17 protein-coding genes and 1 other RNA gene are annotated in these 17,528 nt (G+C 59.9%); 11 read left to right on the top strand and 7 right to left on the bottom strand.

Translation table 11 applies throughout. The annotated features are described in order from the left end of the window. A partial coding sequence (locus tag JJ869_RS15760) for an NAD(P)H-dependent oxidoreductase subunit E (protein WP_292268515.1) occupies positions 1–1,461 on the bottom strand: 1,461 nt, incomplete at its 3' end. Positions 1,462–1,658: 197 nt separating this feature from the next. Between JJ869_RS15760 and JJ869_RS15755 the strand changes: the two genes are divergently transcribed. Beyond that, a complete protein-coding gene (locus tag JJ869_RS15755; RefSeq protein ID WP_292268517.1) occupies positions 1,659–2,051 on the top strand; it encodes a hypothetical protein in 393 nt (130 codons plus the stop codon). A 248-nt stretch (positions 2,052–2,299) separates the two neighbouring features. Here the strand turns inward: JJ869_RS15755 and JJ869_RS15750 are convergent, their stop codons facing one another. Together JJ869_RS15750 and JJ869_RS15745 are read right to left on the bottom strand one after the other, a co-directional pair. Beyond that, the gene (locus tag JJ869_RS15750; RefSeq protein ID WP_292268514.1) at positions 2,300–3,043 is read right to left on the bottom strand and encodes a Bax inhibitor-1/YccA family protein; all 744 of its coding nucleotides are present in this window, start codon (positions 3,041–3,043) and stop codon (positions 2,300–2,302) included. Between the two features lie 165 nt (positions 3,044–3,208). Next, positions 3,209–3,430, bottom strand: a complete 222-nt coding sequence (locus JJ869_RS15745; protein WP_292268513.1) for a DUF1127 domain-containing protein — start codon at positions 3,428–3,430, stop codon at positions 3,209–3,211. A 124-nt stretch (positions 3,431–3,554) separates the two neighbouring features. Here JJ869_RS15745 and JJ869_RS15740 point away from each other — a divergent pair, with 124 nt between their 5' ends. Next, a complete protein-coding gene (locus tag JJ869_RS15740) occupies positions 3,555–4,430 on the top strand; it encodes a LysR family transcriptional regulator (protein WP_292268512.1) in 876 nt (291 codons plus the stop codon). Between the two features lie 26 nt (positions 4,431–4,456). On the opposite strand, the gene JJ869_RS15735 is transcribed toward JJ869_RS15740, so the two are convergent. Beyond that, the gene (locus tag JJ869_RS15735) at positions 4,457–5,422 is read right to left on the bottom strand and encodes an NADPH:quinone oxidoreductase family protein (RefSeq protein WP_292268511.1); all 966 of its coding nucleotides are present in this window, start codon (positions 5,420–5,422) and stop codon (positions 4,457–4,459) included. 296 nt (positions 5,423–5,718) lie between these two features. Here JJ869_RS15735 and JJ869_RS15730 point away from each other — a divergent pair, with 296 nt between their 5' ends. The 7 genes from JJ869_RS15730 (at position 5,719) to rpmG (ending at position 11,171) form a co-directional block, all read left to right on the top strand. Next, positions 5,719–6,099, top strand: coding sequence for a helix-turn-helix transcriptional regulator (locus tag JJ869_RS15730; RefSeq protein ID WP_292268516.1), 381 nt, complete (start codon positions 5,719–5,721; stop codon positions 6,097–6,099). A gap of 52 nt (positions 6,100–6,151) precedes the next feature. Further along, positions 6,152–6,952, top strand: coding sequence for a histidinol-phosphatase (hisN, locus tag JJ869_RS15725; RefSeq protein ID WP_292268510.1), 801 nt, complete (start codon positions 6,152–6,154; stop codon positions 6,950–6,952). A gap of 118 nt (positions 6,953–7,070) precedes the next feature. Beyond that, positions 7,071–8,402, top strand: a complete 1,332-nt coding sequence (locus JJ869_RS15720) for an 8-oxoguanine deaminase (protein WP_292268509.1) — start codon at positions 7,071–7,073, stop codon at positions 8,400–8,402. A gap of 109 nt (positions 8,403–8,511) precedes the next feature. Beyond that, on the top strand, positions 8,512–9,645 hold the full coding sequence (locus tag JJ869_RS15715; RefSeq protein WP_292268508.1) for a cobalamin-independent methionine synthase II family protein: 1,134 nt from the start codon (positions 8,512–8,514) through the stop codon (positions 9,643–9,645). Between the two features lie 3 nt (positions 9,646–9,648). Then, a complete protein-coding gene (locus JJ869_RS15710) occupies positions 9,649–10,359 on the top strand; it encodes an alpha/beta hydrolase (RefSeq protein ID WP_292268507.1) in 711 nt (236 codons plus the stop codon). A gap of 147 nt (positions 10,360–10,506) precedes the next feature. After that, positions 10,507–10,881, top strand: an RNA gene (gene rnpB / locus JJ869_RS15705) — RNase P RNA component class A. Between the two features lie 122 nt (positions 10,882–11,003). After that, positions 11,004–11,171, top strand: coding sequence for a 50S ribosomal protein L33 (rpmG, locus tag JJ869_RS15700; RefSeq protein WP_028958297.1), 168 nt, complete (start codon positions 11,004–11,006; stop codon positions 11,169–11,171). 316 nt (positions 11,172–11,487) lie between these two features. Here rpmG and JJ869_RS15695 read toward each other — a convergent pair whose 3' ends face one another. Together JJ869_RS15695 and guaD are read right to left on the bottom strand one after the other, a co-directional pair. Continuing rightward, the gene (locus tag JJ869_RS15695) at positions 11,488–12,636 is read right to left on the bottom strand and encodes a glycosyltransferase (protein ID WP_292268503.1); all 1,149 of its coding nucleotides are present in this window, start codon (positions 12,634–12,636) and stop codon (positions 11,488–11,490) included. Positions 12,637–12,952: 316 nt separating this feature from the next. Then, a complete protein-coding gene (gene guaD / locus JJ869_RS15690) occupies positions 12,953–14,242 on the bottom strand; it encodes a guanine deaminase (protein ID WP_292268502.1) in 1,290 nt (429 codons plus the stop codon). Positions 14,243–14,372: 130 nt separating this feature from the next. Between guaD and mgtE the strand changes: the two genes are divergently transcribed. Both mgtE and JJ869_RS15680 read left to right on the top strand, forming a co-directional pair. After that, positions 14,373–15,767, top strand: a complete 1,395-nt coding sequence (mgtE, locus tag JJ869_RS15685) for a magnesium transporter (protein WP_292268501.1) — start codon at positions 14,373–14,375, stop codon at positions 15,765–15,767. Continuing rightward, positions 15,764–16,324 (top strand): 5-formyltetrahydrofolate cyclo-ligase, encoded by a 561-nt coding sequence (locus JJ869_RS15680; RefSeq protein WP_292268500.1) that lies wholly within the window; start codon positions 15,764–15,766, stop codon positions 16,322–16,324. The genes mgtE and JJ869_RS15680 overlap by 4 nt, the downstream gene beginning before the upstream one ends. Before the next feature lie 74 nt (positions 16,325–16,398). On the opposite strand, the gene JJ869_RS15675 is transcribed toward JJ869_RS15680, so the two are convergent. Next, positions 16,399–17,349, bottom strand: a complete 951-nt coding sequence (locus JJ869_RS15675) for a hypothetical protein (RefSeq protein WP_292268498.1) — start codon at positions 17,347–17,349, stop codon at positions 16,399–16,401. Positions 17,350–17,528 lie beyond the last annotated feature (179 nt).

The raw sequence follows: 17,528 nt of genomic DNA, 5'->3' as shown, positions 1-17,528 counted from the left end.
AGCATCGCGTGCGCTGTCTTTGGCGGACAGGACCACAACAGCAGCGGAGCCGAGGAAGGAGCCATGCGGTTGCAGCGTGTCGAAGTCGAGCGGGATGTCATGCATCGACGCAGGCAGGATGCCGGAAGACGGGCCACCGGGCTGATAGGCCTTGAAGCTGTGGCCCTCGGCCATGCCGCCAGCCGCGTCGATGATGTCGGTGATCGTGCTGCCGGCGGGGAGCAGGTAGACACCGGGATTGGCGACGCGACCCGACACCGAGTAGGACCGCAAGCCTTTGCGTCCGTTCTTTTCGATCGTGTTCAGACACTCCGGCCCTTCGCGGCACACCCGCGCGACCCAGTAGAGGGTTTCCACGTTATGCACCAAGGTGGGGCGGTTGAAGATACCGACCTGCGCCACGAAAGGCGGGCGGTGGCGCGGCATGCCGCGTTTGCCTTCGATGGATTCGATCATCGCGGATTCTTCACCGCAGATATAGGCCCCTGCCCCGCGGCGCAGATCGATATAGCCGGGGGCGACCATACCGGTGGCCTCAAGCGCTGCAATCTCACGACGCAGGATTTCAAGAACGGCCGGATATTCGTCGCGCATGTAGATGAAGCAGGTCTTGGCCTCGACCGCCCAGGCGGCGATCAGCATGCCTTCGAGGAAGAGATGCGGCACGCGTTCGAGGTAGAACCGGTCCTTGAATGTGCCCGGTTCGCCCTCGTCCCCGTTCACGGCCAGATAGCGCGGGCCGGGATTGGCCCGCACGAAGCCCCATTTCTTGCCCGACGGGAAACCTGCGCCGCCGAGACCGCGCAGTCCCGAGGCAAGCACCTGTTCCTGCACGTCTTCCCAATTGCCGTTGGCCCGCAGGTCCATAAGCGCGGAATAGCCGCCGGTATTGAGGTAGGCGTTGAGATCCTGATAGTCGGGGATATGGGCATGGGTGTCGCCTGCGGCGATGGCAGCGTGCACCTTTTGCGGGGTCGCGTGGTCGATATGGTTGTGGCCCAGCTCCAGCACCGGAGCAGCGTCGCAACGGCCCATGCAGGGGGCGCGAACAACGCGGACCTCTGCCGGGTCAAGACCGTCTTCCAAGGCCTGTTGCAACGCTTGTGCACCCGCCAGTTCGCAGGACAGCGAATCGCAGACACGGATGGTCAGTGCGGGCGGCGGGGCTTCATTCTCTTTGACCACATCGAAATGGGCATAGAAGGTGGCGACCTCGTAGATTTCGGCCATGCTCAGGCGCATCTCTTCAGCCAAAGCGCGCAGATGTGCGGCGCTCAGGTGGCCGTATTCGTCCTGAATCAAGTGCAGGAATTCGATCAGCAGGTCGCGGCGGCGCGGAAGGTCGCCCAAAAGCGTCTTTACCTCAGCCAGCGCCTCATCGGTATATTGACGGCCCTTGGGCGTCTTGCGGCCTTTGCCGCTTCCGGATTTCCACACACCTTTGCGTTCGTCCAATGCCATCGGGATCGTCCTTTGTTCGCGTCTGGCGGCAAACTCGCACAGGCGCGACATTGCCACGAGCCTGAAAACGACGCTAAACGCGATCCAACCGCCCTGCCGTGGGCGCGCATGGGCAACCCATGCCGAATTTCGGAAATCTTACGCTGATGTCATTTGTACGACCGGTCGGTGTTGGGTAGGCTTGGCATATGAAACACATGTTCCAAACCGCCGCGTTTGCCGCCCTGCTGGCTGCACCTTGCTTTGCCGCAGAACCGTTGAACGGTGCGCAGTTCGAAGCCTATGTCACCGGCAAAACGCTCTATTTCGGGCAGAACGGTCAGGCCTACGGGGTCGAAGAGTATCTGGAGGATCGCCGCGTGCAGTGGTCGTTTCTTGACGGTCAGTGCAAGGATGGGATCTGGTACGAAGATCAGGGCATGATCTGCTTTGTTTACGAAGACAATCCGACGCCGCAGTGCTGGTCGTTTTTCAAGGAAGCCAACGGGTTGCGGGCGATTTTCGAGAACGATCCGAACGCGACGACGCTGTATGAGGCGCAGCAGAATGATGAGCCGATGATGTGCCTTGGCCCGGAGATCGGCGTCTGATCCATCCGTCGGTTTGACGGAGCGCATGCAGAACCAATGCGCCTCGGGCAGCGTCGGTCCCCAATCTGTCTGCTGTTCTCAATATTTCTTTAAGGGTTTTACAGAAACTTCCTACGAAGTTTCTGGGGCCGCCCCATAAAATTCTGGAGATCCCGCCCAACAGTTTGCGGATGACCTTACGCGGGATGACCTGCAAAGAAAAAGGCCGGTCAAATGACCGGCCTTGTCATTCTGGAGAGTGGCGTCGCTTATTCGCGATTGCCGAAAAGCTGCAGCAGGAACATGAACATGTTGATGAAGTTCAGGTACAGGCTCAGCGCGCCCATGATGCCCGACTTCGCCATCCACTCGCTGTCGCCATGTGCGGCGTGCTGCAGGTAGGTGTTCTTGATGTTCTGCGTGTCATAGGCGGTCAGACCCGCGAAGATCAGCACGCCAAGGATCGAGATCGCGAACATGATCGCCGGCGAGGCGAGGAAAATGTTCACGATGGACGCCACGATCAGACCGATCACACCCATGATCAGGAACGCGCCCCAGCCCGAGATGTCCTTTTTCGTGGTGTAGCCATAGAGCGACAGGCCCGCGAAGGCGATCGAGGTCACGAGGAAAATCTGCGCGATCGACATGCCGGTGAAGGCCACGAAGATCCATGCAAGGCTCAGGCCCATGACCGACGCGAACACGTAGAAGAAAAGCTGCGCACCGGCAGCGGACAGCCGGTTGATGGCCGCGCCAAAGGCAAAGACCATGATCAGCGGCGCGAACATAATGATCCAGCCAAGGATGTTGGGCTGGAGCGTTGCAGGATCGCGGAATACCGACAGCAGGTCGGGGCTTGTGCCCACGGCCCAGGCGACAGCAAAGGTGAGCAGCATGCCGATCGACATGGTGCCGTACACCTTATTCATGTGCGCGCGCAGACCCTCATCAATCTGGGCGGCTCGGGCGCCAGCTACGCCGGTCGTCCGGATTGTGTTATACTCAGCCATTTATCCCTCCGAAATAAATCTGGATGCCCCCCGCACCTGCGGGGACAGATGAGGGGAATATCGGGTGTTCACATCACCATTTCAAGCTTTCGGACGCATTCGAACCGCCAAAAATGCATGGCATATGCATTTTTAATCACTCTTTGACCAAGACACGCGCCAAACTCACTTGATCCAGGACGACGGAGCATCCCAGACGGGGCGATTTGCCTCAGCTTCGGCGGCGGCGCGATCCAGTCCGATGTCCTCAAGCAGGTGCGTATCCAGCGATGCCAGACGGGCGCGGCTGCGATGCAGCGCCATTGCGGCGTTGAGGCGCGCCAAGAAAGAGCGACGCGGAGCGGCCACAGAGGCGCGGCCGATAACGGTGTTGATCAGGCTCGACATGGGTATTCCTTTCCATTCTGTGATGCTTTTCGCATCAGCCATCGTATTGCCTGATGTATATGGTACTGCTATTATCATTTGTGAAACGAATGTTATTGAACTAAATCATCATGGATCGTGATATATGAGAAACCTCGACATCACCACGCTCCGCTCGTTCATCGCGGTGGCCGACGCGGGCGGTGTCACGCGGGCGGCATCCTTTCTCAATCTGACGCAATCGGCGGTGTCGATGCAGATCAAACGGTTGGAAGAAAGCCTCGACCTGACCCTGCTCGACCGGCAAGGGCGCGGGGTCGCGCTGACTTCGGCGGGCGAGCAGCTTTTGACCTATGCGCGGCGGATCGTTGATCTGAATGACGAGGTGTATGGCAAGCTGACCAACACGGTCTGGGAAGGAGAAATCATCCTCGGCGTGCCGCATGACATCATCTACCCCGCCATTCCCAATGTGATGAAAGCGATGCAGCGTGACTTTCCCCGCGTGAAAGTGCAGTTGCACAGTTCCTATTCCAGTGATCTCAAGGAACGGTTCGCGAGGGGCGAGGTGGATGTGATCCTGACCACGGAAACCAAACCCGATGGTGCCGCCGAAATCCTGATGAAAGTGCCGCTGCGCTGGTACGGGGCACCGGGTGGCCAAGCCTGGAAAATGTCCCCCCTGCCCGTCGCGTTCTGCAACCATTGCTCGTTCCGGCCCGTGGCGCTCGGCACTCTCGAGAAAACCGGCGCGAAATGGGATCTGGTGCTGTCCTCGGACAGCGACCGTGCCATCGAAGTGGCGGTCAGCGCCGATCTGGCGGTGACTTCGGTGCTGGAAGGGCACGAGCCGCCTCAATTCGAGGCGATTCCGTCAAGTGCCAACCTGCCCGATCTGGGTCATCAGTCGGTGGCTCTGTACCGGGGCACGGCACGGCCGCAGATCATCGAACCGCTTTGCGATCTGTTGCGGCGGGAATTCGCCGCGATTTCAGGCGTCGATCTGCGCGCAGCGGAATAAAGCCATTGGAAAGGGCTTGACCGGCTCTAGTCAACGATCTTGATCACGACCTTTCCGGTGGAGGCGCGGCTTCGCAAAAGCTCCAGCCCTTCGTCTGCGGCCTCCAGTTCCAAAACATGGCTGACATGCGGCGACAGACGGCCGTCGCTGTACCAGCCCATCAGGGTCGCCAGACTGTCTGTCACGACATCGGGGCGGAACTGCAGGTAGCCGCCCCAATAAACGCCCAGAACCGAAAGATTCTTGACCAGCAGATGGTTCGATTTGATCTGCGGCACCTCCCCGCTGGCAAACCCGATCGGCAAGAGCCGCGCCTCAGGTTTGCAGGACCGGAACGCCGCCATGAACTGTTCCCCGCCGACCGGGTCGTAGACCACATCCGCACCACCCAAGGCATTCATCTCCGCCCGAATGTCCTGCGTTTCGGCGTCGATCAGATGGTCGGCACCGGCAGCCTTGGCAGCTTCCAACTTGGCAGCGCCTCGTGCACAGGCGACCACGGTCGCTCCCATAAGTTTCCCGATTTCCACTGCGGTCAGGCCAACCCCGCCCGCTGCACCCAGAACCAGAAGGGTTTCACCCGGCTGCAACCGCGCCCGATGGTCGAGTGCGACATGGCTTGTTCCGTAGGCGATCTGAAACGCGGCAGCGTCAACCATCGACATCGCGTCTGGCAGATGGACCGCGCGGCGCGCATCGAAACAGCCGAATTCCGCAAGACCGCCCTGCCCTCCGAACACCGCCACCCGGTCCCCCGGAGCGAATCCCTCAACCCCGTCGCCAAGTGAATCGACAGTCCCCGCAACCTCCATTCCAAGAGTAAAAGGCAACTCTGGCGTGTCCTGATAGGTGCCTTTGACCATCAGAAGATCGGCAAAATTCAACCCACAGGCATGGATTCGGACACGAATCTCTCCCTTTGCGGGTTCTGGAACAGCCACCTCCTCGATCTTCGGTGCGACTTCGTGACTTTGGACCAAAAATGCTTTCAAAGCGGGCTCCCATATTAAATTTTTCAGATGTGACTTTGGCTTAGGCCGAAGCGACTGTCACGGGCGGCCACGCCTGTTTGCGCTAACGATCTTTCAAAACATGTCAAATCCTTGCAGTTTGATAACCATTTTCGGACCGTTTTGCCCAATTATCTTGCCCTGATACCTGTCATGCTATAGCGTCCGGCCATCAATAACCGGATAGGTTGTTCTGCGTAACACTTGCTGAAGCAACGGACCCTACCTTCCTATCCATTAGAAAAAGACGAGAGTTGCGTTTGGCGAAAGGGAGCAAGATGGCACATCCTGTTGACGTCCATGTGGGAAAGCGGGTTCGACATCGGCGCTGGCTGGTGGGTATGACCCAACAACAACTGGCTGAAAAAGTCGGAATCAAATTCCAGCAAATTCAAAAATACGAAACCGGAGCGAACCGTGTCAGCGCGTCCCGTCTCTGGGATATTGCCGATGCGCTCGACGTACCGGTGGCGTTCTTCTTTGAAGGAATCGAAGACGCGGAGAAGAAACCGGAACCCAATGTCGCGACCGAAGCGATCCCGGCGGATCTTCTGGGCGACAAGGAGGCACTCGACCTGATCCGTTCGTACTATGCGATCCCCGAAAACCAACGTCGTCGCCTTTTCGAACTGGCGCGCGTTCTGTCAGACGTCGCTTGAGCAGCAAAGCCACCTGAGGTAGCCCTTGTGGGCTGCTTGCAGGAGGCGTTTCATGACAAAATTCACTTCGGACGAAGCCGCTGACCTTTGGTCAGTCGCAGAACGCATGGCTGATGCGGCCCGCGCGGCAATCCTGCCGCATTTCCGCTCGGTCGGGCTGGCTGCCGACAACAAGCTTGCGGGCGGCTTCGATCCTGTCACCGTCGCGGACCGCGCTGCCGAAACCGCGATGCGCGATGTGCTGGCCGATCTGCGCCCCGATGACGGTATCCTGGGCGAGGAACATGGCAGCGTGGCAGGCACCAGTGGCCTCACATGGGTGCTCGACCCAATCGACGGCACGCGCTCTTTCATCAGCGGGACGCCAACCTGGGGCGTGCTGATTGCGCTATCCGACGACAAAGGGCCGGTCATGGGTATGATCGACCAGCCTTATGTCGGCGAACGCTTCATGGGTGGGCTTGGTCGCTGCAACTGGACAGGACCGGGACGCGCCGATGCGCTTGGCACCAGATCCACGACCTCACTGTCAGATGCCACCCTTTTCACGACCTTTCCCGAAATCGGAACCGAGGATCAGCGCCACTCCTTCCAAAGGGTCGCCCGTGAAGTCAAGCTGACCCGCTATGGCTGCGACTGCTACGCCTACGCGCTTCTGGCCGCCGGGCAGATCGACCTCGTGATTGAAGCTGGTCTGAACGCCTATGACGTGCAGGCTCCGATTGCCGTGATCGAAGCAGCAGGCGGTATTGTCACTCAATGGGACGGCAGCCCGGCGCATGACGGGGGAACCACGCTAGCGGCGGCAACAACAGAACTGCATGCGGCCGCTCTGGCGCTGCTCAATGGCTGACAAACGCAACCTTTCGCGTTACACCTGATCCCGCCCGGGCGAGTCCTTCCGCTCCTTTTCTGTCGTCCCGGCGGGTTATCCTCACCGAAAAGGGCACATTTTGTGTGGAGGGAACGGCATGGCCATCCTGATCAAGAACGCAACAACCATCGTAACGATGGACGCCACGCTGTCGGAACTGGCGCAGGCGGACATTCGCGTCGAGAACGGCGTCATCTCCGAAATCGGCACAGGGCTGGACAGCACGGGCGACACCATTGACGCCAGCGGCTGTATGGTGACGCCCGGTCTGGTGAACACCCATCACCATCTGTACCAGACCCTGACCCGCGCGGTACCGGGCGGGCAGGACGCGCTGCTCTTTGGTTGGCTGCAAACGCTCTATCCGATCTGGTCGCGCTTTGGTCCGGAAGAGACGTTCATCTCGGCCCAGATCGGGCTTGCGGAACTGGCGCTGTCGGGCTGTACGCTCACCTCAGACCACCTCTACCTCTATCCCAATGGCGCCCGGCTCGACGACACCATCGCCGCCGCACACGAGATCGGGATGCGCTTTCACCCCACACGCGGCGCGATGAGCATCGGCGAGAGCGATGGCGGCCTGCCGCCGGATGCTCTGGTTGAGCGCGAAGAATTCATCCTTGAAGACTGCGTTCGCGTGATCGACGCCCATCACGACCCGCGCGAGGGCGCGATGGTGCGGGTGGGTGTTGCCCCCTGCTCGCCTTTTTCGGTGAGCCGTGAATTGATGCGCGATGCCGCGCTGCTGGCGCGCGACAAGGGCGTCATGCTGCACACCCATCTGGCGGAGAACGACGAGGATATCGCCTACAGCTTGGAAAAATTCGGCTGCCGCCCCGGCCAATATGCCGAAGATCTGGGCTGGACCGGACCCGATGTCTGGCACGCGCATTGTGTGAAACTTGACGGGCAAGAGATTGACCTTTTCGCCAGATCCCGCACCGGGGTGGCGCATTGCCCCTGTTCCAACTGTCGGCTGGGGTCGGGCATCGCGCCTGTGCGCACCATGCGGGATGCAGGGGTGCCGGTGGGTCTGGGTGTCGACGGATCGGCCAGCAATGATTCCGGCAATCTGGTGGCCGAGGCGCGTCAGGCGATGCTGCTGCAACGGGTCGCCAATGGCGCCAACGCCATGAGTGCGCGCGAGGCGCTTTACATCGCGACGCGCGGCGGGGCCGAAGTGTTGGGCCGTCCGGATTGCGGCCAGATCGCTGTCGGCAAACGCGCCGATATCGCGATCTGGGATGTGTCGGGTGTCGAGAGCGCTGGAAGCTGGGATCCCGCGGCGCTGCTGCTGGCGGGGCCGACACGGGTCAAACACCTGCTTGTCGAGGGACGCCAAATTGTACGCGACGGGCATATGACCAGCATAGACCTACCGCGCGTGGTCGAACGTCAGAACGCCTTGGCCCGCACGTTGATGGAGTGAGCCACCAAAGCTTTTCGAAAAGCTTTGCCAGATGCTTAGAAGCATCTGGCACCCGGCGCATGATTTGTTAGTGTCGCTGCAAACCTATGCAGACCGAGGGGCCGAGCCGATGACACGCATCAAGACCACCCATGTCGGATCGCTGCCGCGTACGCAGAAGGTGGTCGATTTCATCTTCGCCCGCGAGAACCGCCGGGACTATGAAAGCACCGCTTTCGATGCAGCCATGACCGAGGCCGCAGCCGAAACCGTACGTCGTCAGGTCGACGCGGGCATCGACATCGTGTCGGACGGCGAGACCTCGAAGATCAGCTACGCCACCTACGTGAAAGACCGCTACACCGGGTTTGACGGCGACAGCCCGCGAAACGCGCCTGCGGACCTCAAGCTTTACCCCTCTTTCCTCGAACGGCTCAAGAACGATGGCGGCACGCCGAAATACGCGCGTCCCATGTGCGTGGGCGAGGTGAAATCCAAAGGCCAGGGCGAGTTGGAGACCGATATCGCCAACCTCAAGGCAGGAATGGCGGCGCATGCCGCGACCGAGGCCTTCATGAACGCCGCCTCCCCCGGTGTGATTTCGCTTTTCCTGCAGAACGATTACTACCCGACCCGCGACGCGTATCTGGCGGCTCTGGCCGACGCGATGCGCGATGAATACCGCACCATCGTGGACAGCGGCCTGATGCTGCAACTCGACTGCCCCGACCTCGCGCTATCGCGGCACATGATCTTCACCGATCTCACCGATGCCGAATTCGTCAAGATCGCCGAGGCCCATGTCGAAGCGATGAACCACGCACTCGACGGAATCGATCCGGCCCGCGTGCGGGTGCATATTTGCTGGGGCAATTACGAAGGCCCGCATGTCTGCGACATCGACATGGACACCGTGTTCCCGACCCTGATGAAAGTGCGCGCCGGACAAGTACTGTTCGAGACTTCGAACCCGCGCCACGCCCATGAATGGACGGTGTTCCGCGACCGCAAAGCCGAAATCCCCGAGGACATGGTGCTGGTGCCCGGCGTCATCGATTCGACCACGAATTTCGTCGAACACCCCGAGGTGGTCGCCCAACGCATTGAACGCTTTGCCGATATCGTCGGTGCGGACCGCGTGATCGCGGGAAGCGATTGCGGCTTCGGAACCTTCGCGGGGTTTGGCGCGGTCGATCCCGAGATCGCCTATGCCAAGCTCGAAACCCTGGCCAAAGGGGCCGCACTGGCGTCGGAGCGCCTCTGATCCATGATCGAACCCGTCGTCTTTCTGCCCGGCATGATGTGCGACGCGCGGCTCTATGAGCCGCAAATCCGGGCGTTTTCTGCCACCCACCCGGTGATGGTCGCCCCAATTACCCATGGTCAGCGGATCGAAGAGATCGCCTCGGCCATCCTGCCGCTTTTGCCCGCGAAATTCGCTCTGGCGGGGTTGAGCATGGGCGGTATCGTCGCGATGGAGATCCTGCGACGTGCGCCCGAGCGGGTGACCCGTGTTGCCCTGATGGACACCAATTGTTTGGCAGAGACACCGCAAGTGGCCGCAAACCGAGAGCCGCAGATCGTCAAGGTGAAGTCCGGCAAGCTGATCGAGGTGATGCGGGACGAGTTGAAGCCCACCTACCTCGCCCCCGGCCCGCGCCGTCCCGCCGTGTTGCAAACGGTGATGGACATGGCGCACACGCTGGGCCCGGAGGTGTTCATCCACCAGTCCCGCGCCCTGCAACGCCGCCGCGACCAGCAGTCGACCCTGCGCAAGATCCGCCAGCCCGCATTGGTGCTGTGCGGTGCGCATGACGCGCTCTGCCCGGTCAAGCGGCATACGTTCATGGCGGAACTGATCCCGCATGCGCGTATGGTTGTGCTGGACGACGCCGGACACTTGCCGACGCTGGAAACCCCGGACGAGACCAATGACGCACTGTGGGAGTGGCTGCACCAGCCGTATGTGCTGCGGTAGTGTTTCGGATCGGCGTTGCCGATCCGAACTATTGGGGGGCCAGCCCCCCAAACCCCCCGGCATATTTGTAAAAAGAAGAAGAACAGCCGGTACGTCCGTTGCATGGTGATTGACCGCACAAGGCGCTTGGACTACGCCACATATCGCGCGGAGGGCCGGATGGCCGCCCCTTTACGGGGGAGGAAAGTCCGGACTCCCTGAAGCAATGGTGCCGGGTAACGCCCGGGCAGGGCAACCTGACGGAAAGCGCCACAGAGAACAGACCGCCCCGGTCCGCCGGGGTAAGGGTGAAACGGTGGGGTAAGAGCCCACCGGGGGGCTGGCAACAGCGCCCGCATGGCAAGCCCCACCGGGAGCAATGCCGAATAGGGGGATCGCGCCGCGCGTCGGCAGGGTCGCTTCAGCCCAGATCCCCGGGTTGGCAGCACGAGGCCGGTGGCGACATCGGTCCCAGAGGAATGGTCATCCAACCTTGGGGCAACTCAAGGGGGACAGAATCCGGCTTACAGGCCCTCCGCGCGTTTTTCTTCGCCCTTTGTGCAAAGACCCTTGCAAGAAGGGTTGACTCAGTCGCGGACACGGGTAGAAGGCAGCCTTCAAGAAGACATTCACGGGCAGTCCTTGCCCGGTGCAGGAGACGACCCATGGCGAAGCCGACCACAATCAAAATCCGCCTGAACTCGTCTGCGGGAACGGGTCATTTCTATGTGACCAAGAAAAACGCGCGGACGATGACGGAAAAGATGTCTGTTCGGAAGTACGACCCCGTCGCGCGCAAGCACGTCGAGTACAAAGAAGGCAAGATCAAGTAAGCCTTCCGTTCACACGGACAGCGAAGGAAAGCCGCGCCGGGGTGACCCTGGGCGCGGTTTTTTTGTGTTCTCGTATTGCAAGGTAGCGCTGCGGCAGGAAACGACCGCTCCGAGCCTAAAGTGGCTATGTTCCATAGCGCGGGGAAAGTCCGCTTAGGTGCTGTCTGCCAAAAAACGTGACACAACCGGCAAAGGTTTTGCCAAGGGTTTGCGTCCATGATCTTTCTAACGTTTTTGGCAGGACGCTTTTGTCACGGGGCTTTGTCACATAACCGACCATGCCAGATCAAATCCAGCGATGTTGACGATCCAAGGACTATCCGCCAACCATCTCGTCGAGTGCGTCGTCGACCGTCGGTAAAGCAGCAAAATCCTTGGCTGCCACGATCGCGCGTCTGCGCATTTCACGGTTTTCCAATCCATCCATGATCGCAGCCCGAAGCGAAGGCAAGTTGTCGCCCGAAACCGAGATGCACAATCCGGCCGACGCAAGACACCGGGCATTGTCGGGTTGATCGGCGAAGAGCGGAACAACGACCATCGGCATACCGGCAGCCAATCCTCCAAGGACAGTGCCCGAACCGCCATGGCAGACCATGAGCTCTGCGTGTTCGAATATTTCTGCCTGCGGGACGAAATCTCGGACGACGACATTGTCGGGGACGCTTGGGAGCAGATCATGCGGCGCGTTTTTTCCCGTAGTTAGAAGGACCGATACCGGCAAGTCGGCAACGGCATCGACGCTGGCTGCATAGACATGTCTTGTGCGATCTTCACCGGCGGTCACGGTGCCGAAGGTCATATAGACCAAAGGCTTGCCGCCGGACGGCAGCCATTCGGGACGCCCTGTGGTCAAGGTCGCAGGCGGAACAAAGGTTCTGAAACGGAAAGGCTCTTGGCTATTGATCCGGGGAGTGTCATCCAGAACCCTTGGATGAGCACTGAAGGCTGGTTCATCCCGCAGATAACCGCCACCGGTGGGCGACAAGGAAACGAGGGACCGTAGCGCGTCCATCTCCTCGGTGTAGTTCGTGGCGATGGATTCCTCGGACTCGCCGTTCACGATCTCGAACCGCACATGCCGGATGCCAAGTTTCTCTGCCACGATCAGCCCTGAGAACTCGGTGGATTCGCGCAGAATCAGGTCTGGGCGCCAGATGGTCAATTCATCCAACAATCCGGGCAGGAAGTTTCGCGCCAGGATCCCCATGAAGAACTCTGACATGAAAAACTTTCCGACTTTTTCGCGCGGCACGCTGTTGGCGCGTTCGTTCAACGCCTCCCGTTCCGCATCGCTCGGCCCTTTCAGGACTAGGTGACCGAAGCCATGCTTGGCGATTTCCTCGCCAAGATCGGGGAGAGCCGCGACTCTTACTTCGTGGCCTCTTGCCTGCAATCCCTTCGCGAAAGGCAACATGGGGGTGAAGTGGCTCAAAAGCTTGTTGGTTGTGACAAGAATACGCACGAAAATCCCTAACCTGTTGCCGAACATTGATATTTTGGCGATTTTTCGAGCCTAGACGAGTTCCGCCTCGCTGTCTCGAAAGAACCTGTTCGCTCGGTGGACCTGGTGTGATGGCCCCAGACGAGCCGTTGTCGACACCGTTCGAGCCACGTTCGGGGATGTCTTTGCTATCACTCTCCGATCTCAGGCCAATACTGCACGCGTGGCCAAACTCATACGTGTCTGTCCTTGGAAGAAACGACCGATTTAGGCGATCCCCAAATGCGATCTTTCGCGCAGACGCTGCGAAAGCTGGCTATGTCCACATAACAGAAGCTCAGCCCAACCTCTCCCCCATCAGCCAAACCCCAGTCACCGCCCGGTCATCGCCCATCATGATCGTCGGGAAAACCGCCTCCCAGATGTCCGATGCCTGTGCGCTGCGTTGGGCGATGGCAGGGGTTGATCCCAGATCGAGCGTGATGAAATCCGCCTCAGACCCCGGGGCCAGCGTCCCCACCCGGTCCGCGATCCGCAAGGACCGGGCAGAGCCTTCGGTCGCCAGCCACAGCAAGGCCGATGGGTGCAGCGCCACGCCGCGCAGTTGCGCCACCTCGTAGGCCGCCGCCATCGTGCGCAGCATCGAAAAGGACGACCCGCCGCCGGTATCGGTGGCAAGCCCCACGCGCTGCCCTTCGGCCACCAGACCCGACATGTCGAATAGCCCCGACCCGATAAAGGTGTTCGATGTCGGGCAATGCACCAGAGCCGCCCCAACCTCGCGTAGACGGTCGCGTTCGCGCGGTTCCAGATGGATCGCGTGGCCGTAGAGACCATTGGCCCCCAGCAACCCATGCGCCTCGTAGGTATCCAGATAATCCCGCGCCTCGGGGTAGAGCCCGCGCACCCAGGCGATCTCGTCAGTCTGTTCGCTCAGATGGGTCTGCATCAGGCAATCCGGGTGTTCGGCCCACAATGTGCCCAGCGCGGACAGTTGTTCTGGCGTCGAGGTGGGCGAGAAGCGCGGCGTGATCACGTAAGACGCCCTGCCCTGCCCCTGCCATCGCTCCGAAAGCGCCTTGCTGTCGTCATAGGCTGATTGCGCGGTATCGTGTAGACCGTCAGGCGCGTTGCGGTCCATGCAGGTCTTGCCGCCCAGCACCCGCATGCCGCGCGCGGCGGCTGCCGTAAAATAGGCGTCCACGCTTTCCGGGTGGATCGTGCAATAGCTGCACATGGTCGTGGTGCCATGCGAGAGAGCCAGATCCAGGTACCGCCCCGCGATCTCGGCGGCGTAACCGGCATCGCCGAACTTCATCTCCTCGGGGAAGGTATAGGTGTTGAGCCAGTCGATCAGTCGCTTGCCCCAGCTCGCGATCATGGCGGTTTGCGGGTAATGCACATGCGCATCGATGAAGCCCGGCAGGATCAGCGCCTGCCCGTGATCCTCGACCGCCGCCTGCGGGTACTGGCGGCGCAAATCATCCGCCGTGCCGCGCGCCTTTACATACCCCCCCTGCACCGCGATCCCCCCACGCGAGTCGTGATGGGCGACGTCCGGACCGTCGATCATGGGATTGCCGCTGAACCAGAGCGACTGGCCAAGATGAAGTGTGATCTCTGACATGAAATGCCCTTTTTGACACTGGCTCTGTAAACCTATCTCCAGATGCAGAGTTGGTAAATCACGCGGACGCTCTGTTTTCTCCCGAGCCGATTGCGTAAAGGTGGGACACAGCGCGCAGCAAGGGGGCAAGATGACCGAAGATCAAACCATCGAGGCACCCGAGGTCGAAGACACGGAAGACGCCTACAGCCTCGACCGCAAGGCGGTGGCGCAAATCCTCTTCGCCGTAGACCGCGGCGATCGGGAACAGCTGGTCGCGCTCATGGACCCCCTTCACCCGGCTGACATCGCTGACCTTCTGGAACAGATCAACGCCTTTGACCGGATGCGGCTGATCAAGCTCTACGACAAGGAATTCGACGGGGACATCCTGTCGGAACTCGATGAGTCGATCCGCGACGAGGTCATAAGCATCCTCTCGCCACAGGTGCTGGCCGATGCGGTAAGGGACCTGAACAGCGATGACGTGGTCGATCTTCTCGAGGATCTGGACCAGCCGCAGCAGGACGCGATTCTCGACGCGCTTGAAGACAGCGACCGGGTCGCGGTGCAGCAATCGCTGACCTATCCGGAATACTCTGCTGGCCGCCTGATGCAGCGCGAGGTGGTGATGGCCCCCGAGCACTGGAATGTCGGTGAGGCCATTGATTTCCTGCGCAATTCCGACGATCTGCCGGATCAGTTCTACCACATCGTTCTGGTCGATCCGCGCCTGCGCCCGGTGGGCAATGTCACGCTGGGCAAGCTCATGGGATCGCGCCGCGAGGTGATGCTGCAATCGCTGGTCGAAGACACGTTCCATGTGATCCCAGTGACACAATATGAAGGCGATGTCGCCTATGCGTTCAACCAGTACCACCTGATCTCTGCCCCCGTCGTCGATGAAAACGAACGGTTGGTCGGCGTCATCACCATCGACGATGCAATGGCGGTGCTGGACGAAGAACACGAGGAAGACGTGCTGCGTCTGGCGGGTGTGGACAGTGAAAGCTCACTCTCGGACCGGGTGGCCGAAACCACCAAGCGGCGCTTTCCGTGGCTTTTGGTCAACCTGATCACGTCCATCCTCGCCAGCCTTGTGATCGCGCAATTCGAAGACGCAATCGCCACCATCGTCGCGCTGGCGGTGCTGATGCCCATCGTGGCGTCGATGGGCGGCAACGCGGGCACCCAGTCGCTCACCGTTGCGGTGCGGGCGCTCGCCACCAAGGATTTGACCGGATCGAACGTCTGGCGGGTGATCCGACGCGAAGTGCTGGTGGGCCTGATCAACGGATTGGCCTTTGCCCTGATCATGGGGCTCGTCGGGTATGTCTGGTTCGGCTCTATGGCGCTGGGAGGCGTCATCGCCGCCGCAATGGTGATCAACCTGATCGTCGCGGGCCTTGCGGGCACAGGCATCCCGATTGTGCTTGAAAAAATGGGCATCGACCCTGCGCTGGCCTCGGGGGCCTTTGTGACCACGGTCACGGACGTTGTGGGCTTCTTTGCCTTCCTCGGTCTGGCCGTGGTGGTGCTGCTGTGACGCTGGAAGAGCGCAAGGCCGCTGCCCGAAAAGCCGCCTTCGCCCGCCGTAAACTGGCGCATGAGGCGGGACATCGAGGGGCGGCGGGCCATCTGAGCGAAGTGCTGGCAGGCTATCGCGGTGTGCCCGTGTCCGGTTACCTGCCTATTCGAACCGAGATCGACCCCCTGCCCGCCATGGCTGAGGCTGCTGCACACGGGCTTGTGGGCGTGCCGGTGATCCGGGGCGCAGGACAGCCTTTGGTCTTTTCGCAATGGGAACCCGACTGCGCCTTGGTCGACGGCCCGTTCGGTGCCTCTGTGCCTGCGGTAGAACGGCTAATCACCCCCGAAGTGCTGATCGTCCCGCTGGTCGCCTTTTCCCGCGCGGGCGGGCGTTTGGGCTATGGCGGCGGGTTCTACGACCGCACGCTCGAAGGCCTCCGCGTCCAGCGCCCCACCTTGGCCATCGGTTTCGCCTATGCCGCGCAAGAGGCCAACGACCTGCCTCTTGAGCCGACGGACCAGCCGCTCGACCTGATCGTGACCGAGCGGGAGGTTATCGAGATCGGAACGTAATCCCTGACGAAAGGCGTTCTATTCCGAATATCCAGCGTGGTCCGCGCGATACTGGAAACGCGCGGACCACTGTATCAAAAACTCGGAAATTCAAGATTTCGCCAGTACTTCCGTATCAAAGAATGCTGAATTTGAGCTGGCATGCTCTGCGTTCTGTATTCGTTTCCGTTGGTTTCCAAGATCAGAAAATCTTCATAATTCTTATCAAGTATATTGTTCCAGGCGCCAAAACCTGCGACCAGGTTGACGCCCCACAAGTCCCGTAAGCAGCGCATCAATGGGAGATCTTGACCAGCATCGCAGGCACGCACAGCAACCCAGGCGCCCCGCGCGAAATGACGTGTCAGTTCCCCCAATTTGTTCCGAAAACGTGGGAAACTGGAAATGGTCAAAGCATCTCCATTTCGGAATGCATCGCCAAAACGGATAGAGTCACTAGTTCCGTGCGATTGTATGTGCAGGATTCCTATCTTCCGTCCGAAAAGAACAGCAATGACCCGATCGACGAATTGATCGATCGATGAGTAGACAACATAGCCACCCCCAACTGCAGTCTTAAGCACTTCCCAAACGCCAGTACGATCGTAAAGGTCGGCAGCTACGATCTCCAAACCAGACGGGGCTTCCGCCTGAGGTGGAGGCAAGTTCGGAAGTGTGGCTATTTCTGACCCCGAGGCAGTTCCGCCCGAACGCGTGGTCGGGTCATATAGATCGGGTGCGAAATACAGTGTCTCACCCCGGATTATTCGATTCTTGTCTGTGATCGGTTCGATTTCGGTTAATTTGCTGGGCAATCCTTTGGCCAGAAGATTTGCCCGCCCGAAGACGTTGAGTTGGTTGAAGTCATCATAAAGTATCTTTGAATAAAGGCTCAGGCTGTGTCCTGCCTCAACCAGTAGCGAGGCACCCTGAAGCATGATTTTTAGTTTCAGCGACCCACGCGTGTATTCAACAAAGTCTGGCCCGTACAGTTCATTTGCGGTTATCTTGGGCCACGGGTTGGGCCAATCACTCCTCACAGACACTCAAATATTCCCCATTTAATCTTTACAAAAATCCGGTCGCTTCAAAAAGCGAACGGCAGAGGTTCAATCGCTTGCAGGATCGATCAAATCTATGGTCTTGCAAAATAGCAAGATTTTTCATTGCTCGTCAGAGGTGACAATAGGACGTTTTCAAAGTGAAGATAGGCTTTAAGCGTAGT

It is taken from the genome of Marivita sp., assembly GCF_017643905.1.
Lineage (GTDB): Bacteria > Pseudomonadota > Alphaproteobacteria > Rhodobacterales > Rhodobacteraceae > Marivita.
The sequence above is the reverse complement of the archived record's forward strand: the minus strand, read 5'-3'. Positions and strand labels throughout refer to the sequence as shown.

Coding starts and splice junctions, on each gene's coding strand:
- guaD (WP_292268502.1), bottom strand. CDS start 14,242: ATGTCAGAGATCACACTTCATCTTGGCCAGTCGCTCTGGTTCAGCGGC.
- JJ869_RS15730 (WP_292268516.1), top strand. CDS start 5,719: ATGGCACATCCTGTTGACGTCCATGTGGGAAAGCGGGTTCGACATCGG.
- JJ869_RS15720 (WP_292268509.1), top strand. CDS start 7,071: ATGGCCATCCTGATCAAGAACGCAACAACCATCGTAACGATGGACGCC.
- JJ869_RS15710 (WP_292268507.1), top strand. CDS start 9,649: ATGATCGAACCCGTCGTCTTTCTGCCCGGCATGATGTGCGACGCGCGG.
- JJ869_RS15745 (WP_292268513.1), bottom strand. CDS start 3,430: ATGTCGAGCCTGATCAACACCGTTATCGGCCGCGCCTCTGTGGCCGCT.
- JJ869_RS15750 (WP_292268514.1), bottom strand. CDS start 3,043: ATGGCTGAGTATAACACAATCCGGACGACCGGCGTAGCTGGCGCCCGA.
- rpmG (WP_028958297.1), top strand. CDS start 11,004: ATGGCGAAGCCGACCACAATCAAAATCCGCCTGAACTCGTCTGCGGGA.
- JJ869_RS15755 (WP_292268517.1), top strand. CDS start 1,659: ATGTTCCAAACCGCCGCGTTTGCCGCCCTGCTGGCTGCACCTTGCTTT.
- JJ869_RS15740 (WP_292268512.1), top strand. CDS start 3,555: ATGAGAAACCTCGACATCACCACGCTCCGCTCGTTCATCGCGGTGGCC.
- JJ869_RS15715 (WP_292268508.1), top strand. CDS start 8,512: ATGACACGCATCAAGACCACCCATGTCGGATCGCTGCCGCGTACGCAG.
- hisN (WP_292268510.1), top strand. CDS start 6,152: ATGACAAAATTCACTTCGGACGAAGCCGCTGACCTTTGGTCAGTCGCA.
- mgtE (WP_292268501.1), top strand. CDS start 14,373: ATGACCGAAGATCAAACCATCGAGGCACCCGAGGTCGAAGACACGGAA.